Source organism: Acinetobacter sp. MYb191 (assembly GCF_037572605.1).
GTDB classification, from domain to species: Bacteria; Pseudomonadota; Gammaproteobacteria; order Pseudomonadales; family Moraxellaceae; genus Acinetobacter; species Acinetobacter johnsonii.
This window is the reverse complement of record NZ_JBBGZP010000014.1, coordinates 105,369-126,279: the sequence shown is the minus strand read 5'-3', so window position 1 is coordinate 126,279 and position 20,911 is coordinate 105,369. Positions and strand designations below refer to the sequence as shown.

At 42.4% G+C, this 20,911-nt stretch carries 16 protein-coding genes and 1 pseudogene; 16 read left to right on the top strand and 1 reads right to left on the bottom strand.

Annotation, left to right across the window (positions count from 1 at the left end; genetic code table 11):
• Nucleotides 1–496: 496 nt before the first annotated feature.
• The 8 genes and pseudogenes from WH214_RS09855 (at nt 497) to WH214_RS09820 (ending at nt 10,827) form a co-directional block, all read left to right on the top strand.
• Complete coding sequence (locus WH214_RS09855) at nt 497–1,444, top strand: LysR family transcriptional regulator (RefSeq protein ID WP_339421211.1); 948 nt, start codon at nt 497–499, stop codon at nt 1,442–1,444.
• A 383-nt stretch (nt 1,445–1,827) separates the two neighbouring features.
• Nucleotides 1,828–2,580, top strand: a complete 753-nt coding sequence (locus WH214_RS09850) for a TorF family putative porin (protein ID WP_339421209.1) — start codon at nt 1,828–1,830, stop codon at nt 2,578–2,580.
• Nucleotides 2,581–2,912: 332 nt separating this feature from the next.
• Nucleotides 2,913–4,172: a Zn-dependent hydrolase gene (locus WH214_RS09845; RefSeq protein ID WP_339421207.1), complete on the top strand. Its 1,260-nt coding sequence runs from the start codon at nt 2,913–2,915 to the stop codon at nt 4,170–4,172.
• Nucleotides 4,173–4,253: 81 nt separating this feature from the next.
• Nucleotides 4,254–5,654 (top strand): aminotransferase, encoded by a 1,401-nt coding sequence (locus WH214_RS09840; protein WP_339421205.1) that lies wholly within the window; start codon nt 4,254–4,256, stop codon nt 5,652–5,654.
• Nucleotides 5,655–5,852: 198 nt separating this feature from the next.
• Nucleotides 5,853–7,268 carry an aldehyde dehydrogenase family protein gene (locus WH214_RS09835; protein ID WP_339421204.1) on the top strand — a complete coding sequence of 472 codons (1,416 nt, stop codon included), beginning with the start codon at nt 5,853–5,855 and terminating at the stop codon, nt 7,266–7,268.
• Between the two features lie 122 nt (nt 7,269–7,390).
• Entirely contained in the window at nt 7,391–8,737 is a 1,347-nt protein-coding gene (locus WH214_RS09830; RefSeq protein ID WP_339421203.1) for an APC family permease, read from the top strand.
• A 73-nt stretch (nt 8,738–8,810) separates the two neighbouring features.
• Nucleotides 8,811–9,914, top strand: a pseudogene (gene aguA, locus WH214_RS09825) (agmatine deiminase).
• 445 nt (nt 9,915–10,359) lie between these two features.
• On the top strand, nt 10,360–10,827 hold the full coding sequence (locus WH214_RS09820) for a surface-adhesin E family protein (protein WP_339421200.1): 468 nt from the start codon (nt 10,360–10,362) through the stop codon (nt 10,825–10,827).
• Nucleotides 10,828–10,845: 18 nt separating this feature from the next.
• Here WH214_RS09820 and WH214_RS09815 read toward each other — a convergent pair whose 3' ends face one another.
• On the bottom strand, nt 10,846–11,727 hold the full coding sequence (locus WH214_RS09815) for a LysR family transcriptional regulator (RefSeq protein ID WP_234965711.1): 882 nt from the start codon (nt 11,725–11,727) through the stop codon (nt 10,846–10,848).
• 169 nt (nt 11,728–11,896) lie between these two features.
• On the opposite strand from WH214_RS09815, the gene WH214_RS09810 reads away from it, so the two are divergent.
• From WH214_RS09810 to WH214_RS09775, 8 genes are all read left to right on the top strand, one after another.
• The gene (locus tag WH214_RS09810) at nt 11,897–13,414 is read left to right on the top strand and encodes a CoA-acylating methylmalonate-semialdehyde dehydrogenase (RefSeq protein WP_339421195.1); all 1,518 of its coding nucleotides are present in this window, start codon (nt 11,897–11,899) and stop codon (nt 13,412–13,414) included.
• A gap of 11 nt (nt 13,415–13,425) precedes the next feature.
• Nucleotides 13,426–14,316: a 3-hydroxyisobutyrate dehydrogenase gene (gene mmsB / locus WH214_RS09805; RefSeq protein WP_339421193.1), complete on the top strand. Its 891-nt coding sequence runs from the start codon at nt 13,426–13,428 to the stop codon at nt 14,314–14,316.
• Nucleotides 14,317–14,401: 85 nt separating this feature from the next.
• Entirely contained in the window at nt 14,402–16,057 is a 1,656-nt protein-coding gene (locus WH214_RS09800) for an AMP-binding protein (protein WP_339421191.1), read from the top strand.
• Between the two features lie 126 nt (nt 16,058–16,183).
• Nucleotides 16,184–17,308 (top strand): acyl-CoA dehydrogenase family protein, encoded by a 1,125-nt coding sequence (locus WH214_RS09795; protein WP_339422935.1) that lies wholly within the window; start codon nt 16,184–16,186, stop codon nt 17,306–17,308.
• 93 nt (nt 17,309–17,401) lie between these two features.
• A complete protein-coding gene (locus tag WH214_RS09790) occupies nt 17,402–18,205 on the top strand; it encodes an enoyl-CoA hydratase (RefSeq protein WP_339421189.1) in 804 nt (267 codons plus the stop codon).
• Nucleotides 18,206–18,214: 9 nt separating this feature from the next.
• Nucleotides 18,215–19,279 carry an enoyl-CoA hydratase/isomerase family protein gene (locus WH214_RS09785; RefSeq protein WP_339422934.1) on the top strand — a complete coding sequence of 355 codons (1,065 nt, stop codon included), beginning with the start codon at nt 18,215–18,217 and terminating at the stop codon, nt 19,277–19,279.
• Nucleotides 19,280–19,926: 647 nt separating this feature from the next.
• Nucleotides 19,927–20,472, top strand: a complete 546-nt coding sequence (locus WH214_RS09780) for a GTP-binding protein (RefSeq protein WP_339421187.1) — start codon at nt 19,927–19,929, stop codon at nt 20,470–20,472.
• Nucleotides 20,473–20,481: 9 nt separating this feature from the next.
• Entirely contained in the window at nt 20,482–20,898 is a 417-nt protein-coding gene (locus WH214_RS09775) for a roadblock/LC7 domain-containing protein (protein WP_004693977.1), read from the top strand.
• Nucleotides 20,899–20,911 lie beyond the last annotated feature (13 nt).

Sequence of the window (20,911 nt, the reverse complement as noted above, 5' to 3'; positions counted from 1 at the left end):
AACAGCATATGAACCAAAATAATTAAGTAGTAGTGCAGCTTATTTCAGATCAAATGGCGTCAGAGATTTGGTGAACAAAAGGTTTAATTTTATTTGCTGGCATCTGCTTTTTTGCGGGATTTAGGTGCGGGTAATTTGGTCTAGAAATATAGCTCGAAAACTGAGAGGTGTAATGCCCCAGTTCTGTTCAGGTTTAATATACATTGGCTCTGAGTGTGTACGTCCAAATGGCTCTCGTTTATGAACATAAAAAAGGGCAAATTTTGCATAGTCCTGTTTTTCTAATTCATACGGTTTTTCTGCAAAGTGGACGAATACTTCAACGTCCTTTTGAGAGCCTCTTTGAAAAATAATGAGGTTTCAAAATTCTCTAGAAACAGGTTTATGCAATGTACTGGGAAAACATTGGCATCCAGTGCAAGCTAAAATAAAAAATTAGGTTTTTATATTTTTGATATGATCAGAATGAAGTTTATGAAATCGCAGAAGATGAGGTATGGGTATGAGACCAAATGTATTGCTAGACAAATGTAATTGGTCTTTGCTTCGTATCTTCCGTGTGATTGTTCAAGAAGGCAGTTTGAACAAAGCCGCAATTAAGTTATTTTTAACCCAGTCAGCCATTAGTCAAAGTTTAAAAAGATTGGAGGAGCAGATTGGCGAAACATTGATTATTCGAACGGGGGGGAAATTCTATTTAACCGCGACAGGAGAGATTGTATTTGAAGCAAGTATGATGATTTATAGTCAATTAATGGATTATGAAGAACGGTTAAATACAGAGAAAAATAGCTTATCGGGTACGATTAAACTTTTGGTTCTGAGTCGTATTGAGTCCACACGTTATGACCAATTACTACATGATTTTCATCAAAAATACCCATTGGTAGATTTTCAAGTGGATGTTTTAAAAAGTAAAGAGATCCAACAGTTATTGTTGCAAAAAATCCCAGCACTTGGGATTGGAATTAATCAGTCACAGCATCCGAAACTAAATTATCAAACTTTAATTAATCAAAAATATGCATTATTTTGTAGTGATAAACACTCACTTTATGTAGAAGATGTTCAAAGTATTGAACAAATCAAAGGTCATGGATTTATCTCTTTTCAGAGCGAACAATTAAATGACCCATCATCACCATTAAATGAAGTTAGGGAAATAATTTTAAAAAATAATCGATTATTAGTCACGACAAACAATATGGATGAAGTCATTCGATTTATTCAAAATGGTATTGGTATTGGTTTATTACCAAAAAACATCATTGAAAAAAGCAGTCAATATCATTTATTCAAACAGCTTCCGCCTTTTCCTCACGTTTCTATTATTCCAATTTCATTGGCATGGCATAAAGATCGTGAGTTATCTTTACTGGAACAGTATTTTATAAATGATCTCAGAAGTGTATTTAATATAAATCATTCAAAGCATAATGAATAAGAAAACTCGATGCAGCATTAAATATATATCTTTTACGTAGACAGAATGAGATCACTGATAACGAGAAAATTACTGTTTGAGTGAGCAAATTCCTCAAAATGGATTTTATCCAAGAAGCAGGGTTTAAGTTGTGAAAAACGATCAAGTGATAGGGGCAGATTAAGCACTATTTATGGTTTTATCACCTAAAAAATAATAAGAATTTATATGCATCTGCACTAAGTTTAGTCAGTTTTATTTTGTATTACTATGTGCAATCAAACTTGAGTGTTGAGTGGAATGGTTCCTTTCGATTGCCAAGAATTGGTTCTATGTTTTTGTAAAAAAAGAATAACAATAAAAACGCAACAATAAAAATCATGGAATTGATGGGAAACAACACGATGAAAAACAAGCTGGTCTATGCTTTATTGGCAATACTCGCCATTTCTTATACACACGCAGAAACGACTGAAGAATCAAGCCTCTTTAACGGTTTCTCTACAAGCGGGAGCGTCGCTTTTCTAACGGATTATTATTTCCGAGGCTATTCACAAACACAGGGTAAGCCAGCAGTACAAGGGTTTTTAAGAGTTGATCATGATTCAGGGTTATATGCCCAACTTTTTGCATCGAATATTCAACTCGATATTGGCAGTAGCCTAGAGCTAGATTATTACGTGGGCTATGATTATTTCGTGAATGATCAATTTAAGCTCAATGTTCAATATTTAGATGTCAATTACCCCGGAACAGATCAAAGCATACCTGATGCGGATTATGAAGAGTATTCAGTTGCTGCATCTGGGTTAGGTTTATTGAAAGAAAATGATGAATTGAATTTTTCATTCTATTATTCCCCAGAATATACATTCCAAACAGGAAAAATGCTGCGTTATGAAACCAGTTACCGATATCCTGTTGCAGATAAATGGAATGCCTATGCTCAGGTCGGTTATAACCAGTTCTCTAGTAAAGTAGCTTATGATGTTTTGTGGGCTACAGATCAAAAAGATTCTTTTTACGATTATAAAGTGGGTGGAAACTACAGTTACCATGACTTTATTTTTGATCTGTATTATGTCGATTCGAATATTAACAAAGCACTATCCAATGCAGATGATGCTGTAGTTTTTAGTTTAACAAAGTCTTTTTAATGATCGATTTTTATTAATTAGGTTTTGAAACTTAGAAAAGCATAAAGGGGATTACTCTAGAGCATTAGGGCGATCCTTTTTTTTGCATAAAATTTTTTATAGAAAGCAATTTAAAAATGTCATGCCCAGCATTTTTTATGATTGAAGTACTTATATTTTAAGGTCATTAGGAAAGCGATCAGGTGGTGAGTTATAGGGTATAAGTTTTACTAATACGGTAGTTTAAAATTTATCACTTGTTGGTATTGTCTTTTTTTTTTAGAGTGAATTTACAGAATGAGGTGTTACTCAACTCCCCATAAAAGTATTTCTAAAATGGATGTTGCTAAGAAATGAAAGCGAATGCGGAACGATTGTGGCAAATGCTAATGGAAATGGCAAAGATTGGTGCAACAGATAAAGGCGGAAACACACGTTTAGCTTTATCTGATGAAGATGTTGCTGGGCGCTCTTTGCTGATTGAATGGGCAAAAAAGATTAATCTTTCAATCCATTATGATGAAATTGGTAACTTGATTTTAAGACGCGCAGGGCTTTCGGCGACGGCATTACCTATCGTTATGGGGAGTCATTTAGACACCCAGCCCAAAGGTGGACGTTTCGATGGCATCTATGGTGTTTTGTCGGGCATGGAAGTGTTACAGCGTTTGACGGAAGAAGGCATCCATACCCACCATCCTTTGGAAGTGGTGGTGTGGACCAATGAAGAAGGTGCACGTTTTACTCCAGCGATGATGGGTTCTGCGGTATTTACTGGGCTTTTACCGAAGCAAAAAGTCTATGAGAGTACAGATAAACAGGGTATTTCGGTTTATTCAGAATTGGTCCGTACAGGCCAACTGGGAGAAACACCTTTGGCGCGTCCATTTAAAGCATATTACGAAGCACATATTGAGCAAGGCCCTGTGTTGGAACAGAGCCAAGTTGCGATTGGGGTCGTTACGGGTGGGCAAGCCATTTTATGGTTAGATGTTGAAACCAAAGGTAAAGCGGCACATGCAGGCACAACACCAATGCATATGCGTAAAGATACCATGGTGGGTTCGGCGGCTATGATTGTGGAATTAGAACACAATGTCCGTAAGCGCTTCCCAGAGGGCTTGGTCACCTTTGGTGAAATGCAAGTAGCAAACTCTTCACGTAATACCATTCCAGGTCAAATTCAATGGACCATTGATTTGCGCAATCCGAATGATGCTGCACTGAAAGATATGGAAGTCGAGACACGCAAGATTTTGCAAACACTGGCAGAGCAGCATGATTTAGACATTAGTATTTCACAGCATTGGTTAAGCCCTGCGACTTATTTCGATAAGGCGTGTGTCGAGACAGTACAACAAGCTGTAGATACGTTGGGCTACTCTAATCAGACCATTGTGAGTGGTGCAGGACATGATGCCATTAATATTGCGAAGCATTGTCCAACGACGATGATTTTTATTCCATGTATTGATGGGTTAAGTCATAACGAGGCGGAAGATGTGTATGCATGTGATGCAGCACAAGGTGCCGATGTGCTTTTGAATGCCATTCTAAATTATGACGCCATGCAGGCGAAAACATCAGAAACTCAGCGTGCTCAAGCAGTTTAAAAGACTATTGCGATTGATGAATAAACCGTAAAATGCCGCCTCCAAGATTGGTGTGTGGCAAAGTGTTAAGGAAGGACAAAAATGAATTCTAAATTACCTGTAAATGTTGATATTCAAGATATTTGGCAAAAAGACAAAGACCATGTGATTCACCCATGGACAGATTTCACCACATTTAAAGAAGAAGGTTCTTTAATTATGTCAAAAGGTGAAAATGTCTTTGTTTATGACATACATGGTAACAAATACCTTGATGGTATTGGTGGCTTGTGGTGTGTCAACGTCGGTTATGGTCGTCAGGAAATTGCGGATGCGGTATCTGCACAAATTATGGAACTTCCATATTTCTCTCCATTTGGTCATCAAACCACTGCACCCGCAGCAAAATTAGCAGCGAAATTGGCTGAACATGCGCCAGAAGGTCTAAATCATGTGTTTTTTGGTTGTGGTGGATCAGTGGCAAACGACACCGCCGTGCGTTTAATCCACCATTATTTCCATCAAATTGGTCAGCCTTCAAAGAAAAAACTGATTGCACGTAAAGATGCTTATCATGGCAGTACTTACATCAGTATGAGCTTAACAGGCATTGAGGCCGATCATATTGGTTTTGAAATTCACAACCAATTGGTGCATCACGTTTCATGTCCAAATCCATACCGTAAGCCTGAATCGCAATCGATGGAAGATTTCTGTAATGAAAAAGTTCAGGAGTTAGAAGATACGATTTTGGCACTGGGCCCAGACAATGTTGCAGCATTCTTTGCTGAACCGATCATGGGGGCAGGTGGGGTGATTGTTCCACCAGAAGGCTACCATGTTAAAACTTTAGCGGTATGTAAAAAATACAATGTGTTGTATGTATCGGATGAAGTGGTTACGGCATTTGGTCGTTTAGGTCATATGTTTGCTTCAGAGGACGTATTTGGCATTGTTCCAGATATCATTACTTGTGCTAAAGGTTTGTCTTCGGGCTATTTACCTTTGGGTGCAACCATTATTTCAGATGAAATTTATGACGCGATTAGTAAGCCACATCATGAAGGCGGTTTGTTAACGCACGGCTTTACCTATTCAGGTCATCCTGTGAGCTGTGTGGCTGCGCTAAAAAATATTGAAATTATTGAACGTGAAAATATTTGCGAACATGTACAAGATGCTGGTGTTTATTTTGAACAACAGCTTAAAACTTTATCCGATCTTGAAATTGTGGGTGAGGTTCGCGGCAAAAAATTCATGATGTGTATTGAAAACTTGCGCAACAAAGAAACCAAAGAGTTGTTTGATGGTTCGATTGGCGTAGGTAAGCGAATTGCCAATCACTGCCAAAAGTTAGGTCTCATCGTACGTCCTGTGGGTCATATGAATGTTCTTTCTCCTCCATTAATTTTAACGCGTGAGCAGATTGATTTCACAGTCAAAACTCTACGTCATGCAATTCAAAATACGATTCAAGAGTTAAAAGCTGAAGGTCATTTGTAAGGTTTAACAATCATTCATTTCTATGACAACCTGATTCGAATGAGTTGGGTTGTACAGAAGTTGTTTGCCTGTAAATCGGTTTGAGGCGGACATATTAGCCCCAAAAAGACCTAATGTAACAATAGTCCTGCTGTGATGTGCCAAATAAGAAGCTGACGAAGTTTCGCATGATGCCATCAGACTAAGGCGAGTAAAACGATGAAAAATTATATCAATGGACAATGGACTGCTACGACGGGGAGCACCGAAATAGCGGTAATCAATCCGCGCAGTGAACAAGCGCTGGCACATTTTGTCACAGCTTCTACTGAGGATGTCGATGCGGCGGTTGACGCTGCAAATCAGGCTTTAGCAAGCTGGAGTAATACCAGTGCAGCAGAACGCGCGGCATGGCTGAATAAAATTGCAGATGCAATTGAGCAGTCAAAAGATAAGTTGGTCGAACTGTCGCATAGCAATAATGGTAAGTCGCTCAGTCAAGCCCAAGCTGATGTCGATAACAGCGTCAAATGCTATCGCTACTATGCCGATCTCGTGCAGAAATTTGTATTTACCAAAACCAGTTCAACGGATCATGGTACGGAATTAACCCATCAGCAAAACCCTGTTGGGGTCGTGGCTTTAATCACGCCGTGGAACTTTCCATTAATTACCAGTGCATGGAAAATTGCGCCAGCGTTGGCAGCAGGTTGTACCTTGGTATTTAAACCTTCCGAATTGGTGCCATTACCAGAACTGGAATTTATGAAACTGTTAAACCAAATGAATTTCCCACAGGGAGTGTTCAATTTGGTGTTGGGTGACGCAATAGCCGCTGAACATTTGGTCCGTCATCCAGAGGTACAAAAAGTATCGTTTACGGGCAGTACCGAAATTGGCATTCAAGTGATGCAAGCCGCGGCAACGTCAGTTAAACGGGTCACCCTTGAGCTGGGCGGCAAGTCTGCATTTTTAGTATTAGAAGATGCCGATATTGATGATGCGGTGGAAAAAGCTGTGGGTGGCATGTTCTATAACGCGGGACAAATGTGTTCAGCTATGTCGCGTGTACTGGTGCATAAATCAGTTGCTGATGTGTTCTATCAAAAGCTTAAGCAAGCGACAGAGTCAATTTTGCTCGGACAAGAAGCTGAAGGCCAGTTCAGCATGGGGCCAATGACCACACATAAACAATTCAAAAAAGTGCATGAGTATTTAGCGCTGGCGGAACAAGAACAACTGACGGCATTGATTGATGTAAATAACATTGCATGTCCTGCTCAGGGTTTTTATATTCGCCCGCAAATCTATATTGATGTACCAACCCACAGTCGTCTGTGGAAAGAAGAAGTTTTTGGACCAGTCATGTGCTGTCGCACATTTGGCACTGAAGTTGAGGCGGTTCAAGTGGCTAATGATTCAGACTTTGGTTTGGCTGCAACTATTATGACAGGATCGGTCGAGCAGGGTAAAACCATCGCGAAGCGATTACGAGCAGGTCATATCTGGATTAACTCTTTCCAAATGATTCACCCAAGTTCTTTATGGGGCGGTTTTAAAAAGAGTGGGACTGGGCGTGAGCTGGGTGAGTCAGGAATGCAAAGCTATTTAGAGGAAAACGTCATTACAATTTAGATGTAGTGTTCACAGGTTATTGAGAAGGAAAAGGATGTCCTTATTCAATACATGTGCTGTTCGGTGATGGAACCATTGCACTTAAGAAAGTGCGTACATAAAGAGCTACAGGAGTTACAAGCATGGAATGCGAGAATCATCAAAGGAGTCTCTCCCTTTGGCAAGTGGTTGTCATTGGGGTTGCCTATATGGCACCAGCTACGGTATTCGATACATTTGGGATTATTTCAAGAGTGACCGAGGGTCGAGTCCCTTTAGCCTATTTGCTGGCGCTGGTGGCCATGCTGTTAACTGCATTAAGTTATGCGCGTTTTAGCCGAATATCCTCAAAGGAAGGTTCAGCGTATACCTATACCACCGAAACTTGCGGTAAAACCATGGGGTTTTTTGTTGGTTGGTGCTCTTTATTAGATTACATGCTCTTGCCCCTCATTAATGCCTTACTTGCTGCATTTTATTTAAATGCGCTAATGCCCGATGTGTCATATACCGCTTGGGTAATGATTATGGTCGGTTTGGTCACGCTGATTAACAGTTTTCGTATCAATATTCTTGCCAATTTCAGCTTTATTTTTGTCGCGGCCACTTTGGTCATGATGCTGGTGTTTATTTTCTTGGTGGTGACAGGCATTGGTAACTCACAAGGCTATAGCGGTATTTTAACCACCAAACCTTTATGGAATGGCAATACTGAAATGATGTCCTTAATTTCAGGCATTTCGTTGGTGTGTTTTTCTTACTTAGGTTTTGATGCTGTATCGACATTGGCCTCTGAAACGAAAAATCCAACCAAGACCATTCCGAAAGCCATTATTTTAACGACATTAGTGGGTGGCGGAATTTTTATTACAGTGTCATGGTTTGTACAGCTGTCCTTTCCGTCATTGTCGCAATTTAAAAACCCAGATGAAGCCTTACCTGAAATTGCCTTGTTTGTGGGTGGTGCAGTCTTTCAGTCAGCATTATTAACCGTACAAATTATGAATGCCTTTGCCTCTGGCTTAGCAACCCATGCTAGTGCTTCACGTTTAATGTACATCATGGGACGTGATGGTGTTTTTAATAAGAAGATCTTTGGTGCCATCAGTAAAAAACGCGGTACACCCCTATATTCAATCTTCTTTGTAGGCATGATTTCTTTATTGGCCATTTATGTTGACCTTGCGACAGTGGTGAGCTTCGTCAGCTTTGGTGCATTGATTGCGTTTACCATGGTGAATTTTTCGGTCTTTATGAAATTTTATGTGCTTAGAAAGGAACGTCTAGGGTTTAAGAATGTGTTTATGAACGTATTTCTACCTTTAGTGTCCGTACTTTCGCTGCTCGGTTTATGGATCAATTTAGAGAAATCAGCACTTGAGTTTGGTGGCATTTGGTTATGTGTAGGCATTGGGTTGGTGTTGTACAAGAAAATTAAAAAGCAGCCGATTTCCATAGGAGCACCAGCCGAGGAAGTCTCAAACGGTTAAGGAAGTGTCAGTGAAGGACTTTAATTCACTCATTTAAAATTTAGAAACATGCAAAATTGTAGAGAGAGTAAAAATGGAACTTGTAGTTGAAAAGCAAAAAACAGTAAAAACGCCAAAACAGCAGGGCTATTGCATGCCAGGTGAATGGGCGGCTCAAGAAGCAGTATGGATGATTTGGCCGTATCGTACTGATAACTGGCGTGACAATGCACAGCCAGCGCAACAGGCTTTTGCCCAAGTTGCAGCTGCTATTTAACAAAAGACGCCCGTATTTATGGCTGTTCCTGTTTCAGAAATGGAAAAAGCACGCAAAACTATGCCTGCAGAAGTGACCTTATATGAAATGGAAAGTGACGATGCGTGGACACGTGATACTGGACCTTCGATTGTTAAAAATGCACAAGGTGAACGTATCGGTATTGACTGGGTATTCAATGCTTGGGGCGGAGAAGAAGGCGGCTTGTATTTCCCATGGGATCAAGACCAGCTCATTGCCAAGCAAATCTCTGCGATGCATGAGCTGGATAGCTTTTCTACACGTTTAGTGCTAGAGGGTGGTTCTATCCATGTGGATGGTGAAGGTACACTCTTAACCACCGCAGAATGCCTGCTCAACCCAAATCGTAATCCAGCTTTAACCCAAGACGACATTGAAGAAATTTTACAAGAGTGTTTAGGCGTCACGACTTTCATTTGGTTACCAGATGGGGTGTATAACGATGAAACAGATGGACATGTAGATAATATGTGCTGTTTTGTTCGCCCGGGTGAAGTGGCATTGCACTGGACTGACGATGAAAATGATCCACAATATCCACGCTCTATGGCGGCACTAAAGGTTCTAGAAAACACCCTTGATGCGCAAGGTCGTCACTTAAAGGTTTGGAAACTACCTTCACCAGGCCCACTGTATGCGAGTGAAGATGAAACCAGCGCTGTGCAAAAAGGCAATGCGATTGAACGAATTGAAGGCAACCGTTTGGCAGGCTCTTATGTGAATTACCTGATTAGTAACCAACAAATTATTTTCCCGTTATTAGATGAACGCACAGATGAGCAGGCAAAGGTATTGTTCCAGCAGATGTATCCTGAGTATTTAATTACTGGTGTACCAGCGCGTGAAATTTTGTTGGGCGGTGGTAATATTCACTGTATTACGCAACAAATTCCAGCCTAAAGCTATAAAACGGTTTAGTTCTATCCCTTCAAGTAAAGCCATGCATATGCATGGCTTTACTTTTTGTCGTCTATTTTGCAAAGCTAAATATATTCATAGTGTTATTAAAATAAATGGACTGTCTGGGGCTGTTGGTATTTCTACGGTTTTAATTGGGCTTTCAAGACCACCGCGCTAAAAATCAACAATGGTCGCGATTGGAAAATATCAAGATGATTGCACTGCGTGTTAGTAGACAAAAATAGGCTATTCGCAGTATGCAAAACAAACCACATAGTCAATCTAGAGTGATAACCAGTTATAGCTAAGTAGGTAAATATGTGCTGAAACTTTCTAATTTATAACTGTTTAAATAGATATATTTCAGTATGTTAGTTTGATTTTTCATGTGTTTTATATAAGAGAGTTGCTATAATCTTGCCCGTCTATCTTGGGGGATAGTGATGTGTTGAGTCGTATTTTATTGGGTTTTCTTTGTGTATTATGGGGAGGATCTGCGTTTGCCGAATGGACGTTTGTGAATGCAAATTATGATCGTTCACAATATGTTTATGTCGATTTTGATCGAGTTAAAATGCATGATACCAGTCGTAATGAAGTTGAGTATTGGGTCAAATATCTCATTAAAAGCGACAAAGAAAAAGACGGCTTGGAGTTAGGGGATTACTCACTCGCACTATACAGAGTTGGCTGTGACAATGAAGTCTATAGTATTCGTTCATCTGCCAATTTTAAAAAAAATGGCTCGTTACTCAGTAGTCAAGACTATGCAACAAGTCAGACTCGACCGCTGATTCCCAATACTGCTGTGGATTATACCGCCGAGATGGTCTGCCACGTTTTACCGCAACGCCAAAAAGTCGATCGTTTGGAACAACTGGCTCGACGCATTGCGACGGGGGAATATAAATAAGAACCTGCTGTGGATGATTTAATCCATCAGCATGCCTTGTTTTAAGTCAGCTTGTTTACGCAAATAATCCCAGACCAATTTAATCCGTGGTTCGTGTTGCAGGTCGACAAAAGTCAGCATCCAAAAGGTATGTGTGAAGCGTACCTGCTCGGGCAGCACTTGTTCTAAGTCGGGTTGGTCATGGGCTAGAAATTGTGGCAAAATGGCCAATCCAGCTCCTGCATTGACTGCGATTTGTTGGGCCAAAATACTGCTACTGCGAAAATTTGCCGTCAAAGGAATGGGTAGCCGTTCCAAGCAATATAGCTCCGAACTATAAATCAGATCATCAATATAATTGACAAAGCGATGGGTCGCTAAATCTTCCATCCGCTGAATAGGCGGATGCTGTGCCAGATAGCGCTTGCTGCCATAAATTTTTAAACAGTAATCGGTCAGTCGGGTAATGATGTAGGGACCTGATTTTGGACGGTCAATTGAAATCACAATATCCGCTTCACGATGCGACAGCTTGATCATCTTCGGTACAGGAATCAGATCGATAGTGAGTAGTGGAAATTGCAATGACAGTTCGGCCAATAACTGGGTTAAAAACGCTGTGCCGAAACCCTCAGGTGCGCCAATGCGCACTCGTCCTTCAAGTGGCTGTTGCGGTTTCTGAATTTGCAAAAAGGCCTGTTCCATTTGCTCTACGCGCGGAACCAGAGCCATGCCATCGACGGTGAGTTCATAGCCTGTGGCTTCACGTTTAAACAGCGGTGTACCTAAAGCAACTTCTAAAGACTGTACCCGCCGCGCCACAGTACTGTGTTCGACTCCAATAATCCGTGCTGCATTGGTCAGGGTTTTAGCGCGTGCCAAGACCAAAAAAAACTGCAGATGATCCCAATCTACTTTCATTTTTTATTTTCCACATCCTGTGCAAAATTGCACAACCATCGTGCACCAATCTGCATTGGTGGTCAAAGTTTTCTTTGCTAGTCTGAGTTGAAAAGCAGAAATTGAATATACGGTTTAAGTCGTATGTTTCAACAGTGACACAATAAAAATGAATGCCTATGGAGAGGTTATGAATACGGTTTCTAAAATCCAAATTACTACAGCTAAACTTCTGATTAACGGTGAATTTGTCGAGTCTAAAACCCAGCAATGGCAAGACATTATCAATCCAGCAACGCAGGAAGTGATTGGTTTAGTCCCTTTTGCTACGCCTGAGGAAATCCAAGCTGCGATTAGCTCAGCAAAATCTGCCTTTGCCAGCTGGAGAGAAACCCCGATTCAAGCGCGTATGCGCATTATGCTGAAACTACAGCAACTGATTCGTGACAATGCCAAGAAAATTGCACAAGTACTTACAGCCGAACAAGGTAAAACTTTGGCGGATGCGGAAGGTGATATTCAGCGTGGTTTAGAGGTGGTGGAACATGCATGTTCAATTGGCACCTTGCAAATGGGTGAATATACCGAAGGTGTGGCACGTGGCGTAGATACCTATACCTTGCAACAACCTTTAGGTGTATGTGCGGGCATTACGCCATTTAACTTCCCAGCGATGATTCCTTTGTGGATGTTCCCAATGGCAATCGTCTGCGGCAATACCTTTGTTTTGAAGCCATCTGAACAAGATCCGCTCTCCACCATGATGTTGGTCGAGTTGGCAATCGAAGCTGGTATTCCCGCAGGCGTACTGAATGTAGTGCATGGTGGCAAAGACGTGGTCGATGCCCTGTGTACCCATCAAGACATTAAAGCCATTTCTTTTGTGGGTTCAACTGCTGTCGGTACGCATGTCTATAACTTGGCAGGTCAACATGGCAAACGTGTGCAATCGATGATGGGCGCGAAAAACCATGTGGTGGTGATGCCTGATGCTAATAAAGAACAAACTTTAAATGCCATGGTCGGTGCAGCCTTTGGTGCGGCAGGGCAACGTTGTATGGCGCTTTCGGTTGCAGTCATGGTCGGTGACAGTAAACACTGGATCAATGAATTGGTCGCAAAAGCGAAGACCTTGAGTGTGAATGCAGGTCATGAGCCGAATACGGACATTGGCCCTGTGATTTCACCGCGTGCCAAAGCCCGTGTGATTGATCTGATTAACAGTGGTGTAGAACAAGGTGCCGAACTGCTGCTGGATGGTCGTGATATTCAAGTCAAAGGCTATGAAAATGGCAACTTTGTCGGGGCAACGGTGTTTAACCAAGTCACGACGGATATGCGCATTTATAAAGAAGAAATCTTTGGTCCTGTACTGACGATTCTCTGTGTGGATACGTTGGATGAGGCGATTGAACTGGTGAATGCCAATCCATTTGGTAATGGCGTGGGATTATTCACCCAAAGTGGGGCAGTGGCAAGGACTTTCCAAAACCGTATTGATATTGGTCAAGTGGGCATCAATATTCCAATTCCAGTCCCAGTCCCATTCTTTAGCTTTACAGGTTCACGTGGCTCAAAGCTCGGTGACCTAGGCCCTTATGGCAAACAAGCGGTTCAGTTCTATACGCAAACCAAAACCATTACCAGTCGTTGGTTTGAAGACAGCCAAGAAGCAGGGGAAGTCAATACCACCATCAGTTTACGCTAAGGAGTAGCGAGATGAAGATAGCTTTCATTGGTTTAGGGAATATGGGCGGTTCGATGGCACAGAACCTGCTCAAAGCAGGGCAAACAGTGTTGGGCTATGATCTGAGTGAAAAAGCCTTACAACAGTTTACCGAAAGTGGTGGGATTGTTTGTGACAGCCCGCAAGCGGCGGCTGAGCAAGCAGATGTGGTGATTAGTATGTTGCCCGCAGCCAAGCATGTACGTGACGTGTATTTGGGTGAAACGGGGATTCTAGCGGTGATGCGGGCAGGTAGTCTCTGTATTGACTCCAGTACCATCGACCCGCAAACCATTAAAGATGTTGCTGCTGAGGGCTTGAATCATCAGGTTCAAGTCTGTGACGCGCCTGTTTCTGGTGGCACCATTGGTGCTAAAGCGGGCACCTTGACCTTTATGGTCGGCGCTGATGATACAACTTATGAGCGTGTGCAGCCGATTTTAAGCTTTATGGGCAAAAACACGGTGCACTGTGGTGCGGTGGGAGCAGGGCAAATTGCTAAAATTTGCAATAACATGATTCTCGGTATTTCTATGGCGGCCGTGGCAGAAGGTATGGCTTTGGGCAGTCGACTGGGCATTGATACACATGCGCTGGCAGGGGTGATCAATAGTTCAAGTGGCCGTTGCTGGAGTTCGGAAATCTGTAATCCTTGGCCAGATATTAGCCCAAATGCACCCGCAGGACGTGGCTATACCGATGGATTTGCCTCACAACTCATGCTCAAAGATTTAGGTTTGGCCATTGAAGCGGCAGGCCAAGTCAAGCAACCTGTATTGCTCGGTGGTTTGGCGCAACAGTTGTATCAACAATTGTGTTTGCAAGGCAATGCGCATTTAGATTTTTCCAGCATTATCCAGCAATACTTACCCCGAGAAAGTTGATTCAAAAGAAATGAAAGGGTGCAATGAGTGCACCCGATAAAAAACCCTTGTCGTGAATAACAAAAAATGTGACTGAGGTGAAAGGATGACTTCAAATTATCAACAAGCGCAGCAAAGCTTTGATTTACAGCAGGCTGCGCAACGGTTTCTATCAGGTTCAGTCGATGCGCTGAATGCGTGTTATGAGTGCTGTGATCGGCATGCTTTGCCAGGACGAATTGCTTTGTTTTGGCAGGGTAAAGATGGTCGTAAAGAGCAATATACTTTTCGAGAGTTACAACAACGTGCCAGCCAATTTGCTAACTTTTTAAAGTCGCAAGGGGTAAACAAAGGTGACCGTGTTTCGGGTTTATTGCCACGCACGCCTGAGCTGATTATTACCATTTTAGCGGCATGGCGAATTGGTGCAGTCTATCAACCTTTATTTACAGCATTTGGCCCGAAAGCTATTGAGCACCGTTTACAACTGGCGCAGAGCAAACTGGTAGTAACTGATGTTGGCAATCGTGACAAATTACAGGACGTAGATGGTTGCCCTGCCATTGTGACGATCACGGGAGCTAAAGGCACAGGACTGTATCAGGGGGATTATAGTTTCTGGGCAGAGGTCAATCGCCAATCTGATCAGTGCGAATTGGTGATGATGAATATCCAAGATCCGTTCTTGTTGATGTTCACTTCAGGCACGACAGGCCCTGCTAAACCCTTGCAAGTGCCACTCAAAGCGCTGATTGCATTTGGTGCCTATATGCAAGATGCGATTGGTTTAAGAGCTGAAGATTCGTTCTGGAATATTGCCGATCCGGGTTGGGCCTATGGATTGTATTACGGCATTACTGGCCCGCTCTTATTGGGGCATCCAACCATTTTTTATGAAGGCGCATTTACCGCAGATAGCCTATGCCAGATCGTTGAGGATTATGGCGTGAATAACTTGGCAGGTGCACCCACAGCCTACCGCATGATGATGGCGGCTGACCCGAAGCAAATGGCGAAACTCCGTGGCAAATTTCGTGTCGTCAGCAGTGCAGGTGAGCCATTAAATCCTGAAGTGTTTCGCTGGTTCAAACAAGTATTAAATGCCCCGATCTTTGACCATTATGGTCAAACTGAAGTCGGGATGGTGGTGTGTAATCATCATGCATTGGAACACGAGGTTCGAGCAGGATCGGCAGGTTTTGCCAGTCCCGGCTATCGTGTTGTGGCACTAGATGAACAGGGCAATGAACTCGGTGCAGATAGTCCGGGAATTTTAGCGGTGGATATTAGCCAATCTCCGATGATGTGGTTTGGCGGTTATCAAGAAAGTCGTAAATCACCCTTTATTGGACATTATTATTTAACGGGTGATACCGCTGAAATGCATGCCGATGGCAGCATGAGTTTTGTCGGACGCAGTGATGATGTGATTACCACTTCAGGCTATCGCGTGGGGCCCTTTGATGTGGAAAGTGCATTGCTAGAGCATGATGCAGTGATTGAAGCAGCCGTGATTGGTGTGCCTGATCCTGAGCGTACAGAAGTCATAAAAGCTTTTGTGATTTTATCGGGTGAAAGTGCAGCCAGTACTGAACTCGAAAATGAACTGAGCCAATTTGTGAAAAAACGCTTATCTGCCCATGCCTATCCGCGTTTGATTGAGTTTGTGACTGAACTTCCAAAAACACCAAGTGGGAAGATTCAACGCTTTTTACTGCGCAATCAGGAAATTGCTAAACAACAAACTGCGGCTACTGTTTAAATTGAAGAGATTGTAAGGAAAGGATTTATGCAATTCACTGAGGAACACGTCCTGAGTCAGGACAAGGCGAAAAGTTTTGCCCAAGAACAGATGAAACCGAATACCAGTGAGTGGGATCGACAAGGTATGTTTTTTGAAGAACAAGTCCTGATTCAGGACATGGCAAAAAGTTTTGCCCAAGAACAAATTAAACCGAATGCCAGTGAGTGGGATCGACAGGGAACTTTTCCTGCGCAAGCCTTACAGCAAATGGGGCAATTGGGTTTTATGGGCATGTTGGTGCCTGAAGAATGGGGTGGTTCAGCAACAGGCAACTTGGCTTATGTACTGGCATTGGAAGAAATTGCGGCTGCGGATGGTGCAACTTCAGCCATTATGAGTGTGCATAATTCAGTGGGTTGCGTGCCGATTTTGAAATTTGGTACTGAGGAGCAAAAGCAGCAATTCCTCGTGCCTTTAGCCAAAGGGGAAATGATTGGCGCTTTTGCACTGACTGAACCACACACAGGTTCCGATGCCGCAGCCATTAAAACCCGCGCCGTGAAAGATGGTGACCATTACATCATCAATGGTGCCAAGCAATTTATTACTTCAGGGCACAATGCAGGCGTGATTATCGTGTTTGCCGTGACCGATCCGAGCGCAGGGAAAAAAGGCATGAGTGCCTTTTTAGTCCCGCGTAATACGCCGGGTTATGAAGTGATTCGGGTCGAAGAAAAATTGGGTTTACATGCCTCTGACACCTGTCAAATTGCCTTGACTGATGTGCGTGTGCACAAAAGTATGTTGCTCGGCAAAGAAGGCGAAGGTTTAAAAATTGCCTTGTCGAATCTGGAAGGTGGACGTATTGGGATTGCCGCACAGGCTGTTGGATTGGCGCGTGCCGCTTTGGAGGAAGCGACGCGTTATGCCAAGGAGCGTGTAGCTTTTGGGAAGCCCATTTTTGAACAGCAAGCGGTATCGTTCCGACTGGCCAGTATGGCAACAGAAATTGCCGCGGCACGACAGTTGGTACATCAGGCGGCGCGTTTAAAAGAAGCGGGTCAACCGTGTTTAACTGAAGCTTCGATGGCGAAGCTATTTGCCTCTGAAATGACCGAGCGGGTTTGTTCGCATGCCTTACAAATTTTTGGGGGGTATGGCTATCTGAAAGATTTCCCGATAGAGCGGATTTATCGTGATGCCCGAATTTGTCAGATTTACGAAGGCACTAGTGATATTCAACGCTTAGTGATTGCCCGTAGTTTATAAAGCCAATATCGAAAAAACTGACTCTTGCACTTGTCAACAATCACGAGATTTTAAAGAGATATGTGCATTGGTCTATAAAAGAAGGATCGCAACATGCAGTGGGAAAAAACATTCATCGAAGATTTACAGTGGGACACGATTCTAGTTGAAAAGCGTAAAGGCGTCGGGGTGATTACCTTGAACCGTCCTCAAGCGTTGAATGCCTTGAATAGTCAACTGATTACTGAAATTAACCAAGCCTTAGACCAGTTTGAACGCGACGCGGAAATTGGCTGTATGGTATTGGCGGGTTCGGAAAAAGCCTTTGCAGCAGGTGCCGATATTAAAGAAATGGCAGAGCTGAATTTCCCGAATATCTATTTTGATGATTTTTTCCATTTGGCAGATCGGATTGCGCAGCGTCGTAAACCGTTGATTGCTGCGGTGAGTGGCTATGCACTGGGGGGCGGTTGTGAATTGGCTTTGATGTGCGATTTTATCTATTGTGCGGACAATGCCAAATTTGGTTTGCCTGAGGTGACACTCGGTGTGATTCCAGGTATTGGCGGAACACAGCGTTTAACGTTGGCATTGGGTAAAGCCAAAGCTATGGAGATGTGTTTAACCGCACGGCAAATGGGCGCGGTTGAGGCCGAGCAAAGTGGTTTAGTGGCGCGTGTGCTACCGAAAGAAGAATTATTGGCCTATACCTTAGAGGCTGCGGAAAAAATTGCGCAACGATCCCTCACTGCCACCATGATGATTAAAGAAAGCATTAATCGTGCTTTTGAAGTGAGTTTGAGTGAGGGGCTACGCTTTGAGCGTCGTACTTTCCATTCCATCTTTGCCACAGCTGACCAGAAAGAAGGCATGAAAGCCTTTGTGGAAAAGCGTCCAGCCCAATTTAAAAATCAATAAATAAGGAGTCTGCGCATGGAAAATAATTTACAGATCAGCCTCCAAGGACATTTGGGTGTGATTACGCTAGATCGCGCGAGTCATCTGAATGCACTGTCCTTAAGTATGATTCATGGTATTAGCCAGCAGCTAGAACAATGGCGTGAGGACGATCAAGTTCAAGCCGTCTTGATTAAATCCAATAGCCCGAAAGCCTTTTGTGCAGGCGGGGATATTCGTTTCCTCTATGACAGTTATCAAAATGGAACCGCCAATTATCAGCGCTATTTTGCAGATGAATATCACATGCTGAAGAGCCTACGCCAATATGCGAAACCTGTCGTGGTGTTTTTAGATGGCTATGTTTTGGGTGGTGGTTTTGGTTTGGCACAAGCTTGCCAGATTATTGTCAGCAGTGAAAAATCACGTTTTGCCATGCCAGAAACCGCGATTGGCTTTTTCCCCGATGTGGGCGCAACCCATTTTCTGTCTCGTTTAGACGATATCGGTGTGTACATGGCTGTTACGGGTGAACAGATCAGCAGTAGTGATGCTTTGCACTTAGATTTAATTGATTACTTGGTGCCGAGTGAACAGTTACAGCAGTTACAAACAGAACTGGGACATGCCGCGCAATTAACCCAACAATCGATTGAGCAGACCATTGCGCGTTATTTAAAAGAACCTGCGCCTAGTGAATTAAAACAGTATGAAGATGCGATTCGCCAGCATTTCTCTCATGCTGAATTGGCTCAAATTGAATACAGCCTTGCCAATACATTAGATAGTGATTATATGGATTGGGCTGAAAAAATCTTAGCAAACTTACAACAGCGTTCTTTGTTGGCCAAGCAAATCAGCCTAAAACTTCAGCATGTAGGGCGTGGGCTATCGTTAGAACAGTGCATGCAGTTGGAACGTGATTTACAAGATATCTGGTTTGAGCAGGGTGACATGCTTGAAGGTGTCCGTGCCTTGCTGATTGATAAAGACAAGCAGCCGAAATGGCAGACTGAAAACTCTGAACTGATGCAGAGGTTCGAAGAACTTTTGCCAGCGTCACGACAACAGCGTCAGGCGAGTGAGCAAGTGTAAGTTTGCTTTCAATCAGCACCGAAAATCCTCCAATGCTTTGGAGGATTTTTTTATGGTTAGAATATTAGTGAGATAAATGCATCGAACATTCAAGCCTCTTCAAAGTTCATCGTGATTACAGCTCTGATGAGCTTTACCAGTTTTATTTCGTAATGAAAATAAGCCACTAGAAAAAACTTATCTCTTATTCGAATAAGCCAAAGAGTGCAGTTCAAGCCTGAATAAAGAATCAAAATCGACACGTAACCTTTCGTTTAAATCAGTTCATGACGTTTGGATACAGAAATTGAGCGAAGAAACCATCGACTAAACATAGGAAAACGTGAAGTTTCTTGTTTTATTGATTGGAAAAAATCTTTCAAATGTATTTTTTGATCTAAGTTATAGATTGAATTTTGCTTGGTAAAAAATGCCAATAACGCCCTAACTGAGTATGATTCTTATTATTTAATTTAAATAACAAGAAAAGACAGATACTTAAGCTAAGTTAAATAGTATACGTTTGTATAAAAAGCTCAAAAGGTATACAAAAAGTAGGGAAATATGTAAGTGGATTTTACTAAATGGTTTAAAATTTGATGTTTTTTGTCAATAAAATTAAATATAATGTGATGCATTAGGCATTTTATTGTTCTTGGGACTTCTTGATGATACTACAGCAGTACAAAATTGTTTTCGGGGGAACCATGGGGGCAGGAAAATCTGCTGCCATTCAAGCATTGTCTGATATTCCTGTCGTGACGACAGAAGCAGTAAACACTGATACTGCAGCGCACCATAAATTTTTGACGACTGTGGGTATTGATTACGGTGAAATTAGCCTTGAAGACGGTACGCAGATAGGCTTGTACGGTACTCCAGGCCAAGATCGTTTTGATTTTATGTGGTCTATTGTCTGCAAGGGTGCAATGGGAATCGTGATCTTAATCGATCATAGCCAAGCAGATCGTTTAAAGGATTTAGAGTTTTATTTAAAAGCATTTGAGCAGTATGGATCAAATGTGGTGGTTGGCATTACGCATTTAGATCAAGAAGATCAGCATAAGCTCAAAATTTACCGTGATTGGATGCAGATCCATCAAAAACAATTTCCGCTGTTTGCCGTTGATGCGCGTGAACAAGATGATGTTTTACTGATGATTGAAACACTAATTGCAACAATAGAAATGCAAGCTGAATCTGCAGTTGCATAGGTAGGATAAATGAATAGTTCACGTGAAATTCCGCAAGCACTGATTGAGTCTGCCCATATCGAGTTACAACGTTTTTTAAATACCGTTACAGGCATTGACTTTGTGATGTTGTGCTCATCGGATGGTTTTGAGCTTGCTTTGGCTTCAAAGAAAAATATCGACAATACAGGAAAAATTGCAGCAGTTAGCAGCTCCATCTTGGCTATGGTGAATGCATTTATTACAGAAATTCAATTGTTGGGCTGCCAAACCATTACTCTTGATGCGGACAATGGCAAAGTGTTTTTAACGGCTGTCCACCACCCACAGCATCCGATGGTCATGGTGGCGGTCACCCACACAGATATTTTGATGGGGCAGATGCTGTATTACTACAAAGAGTTAAGTGCACGATTAAGCAGTGCGCCGCTCAGCCTTGCATCATAAGAAATTCTATATT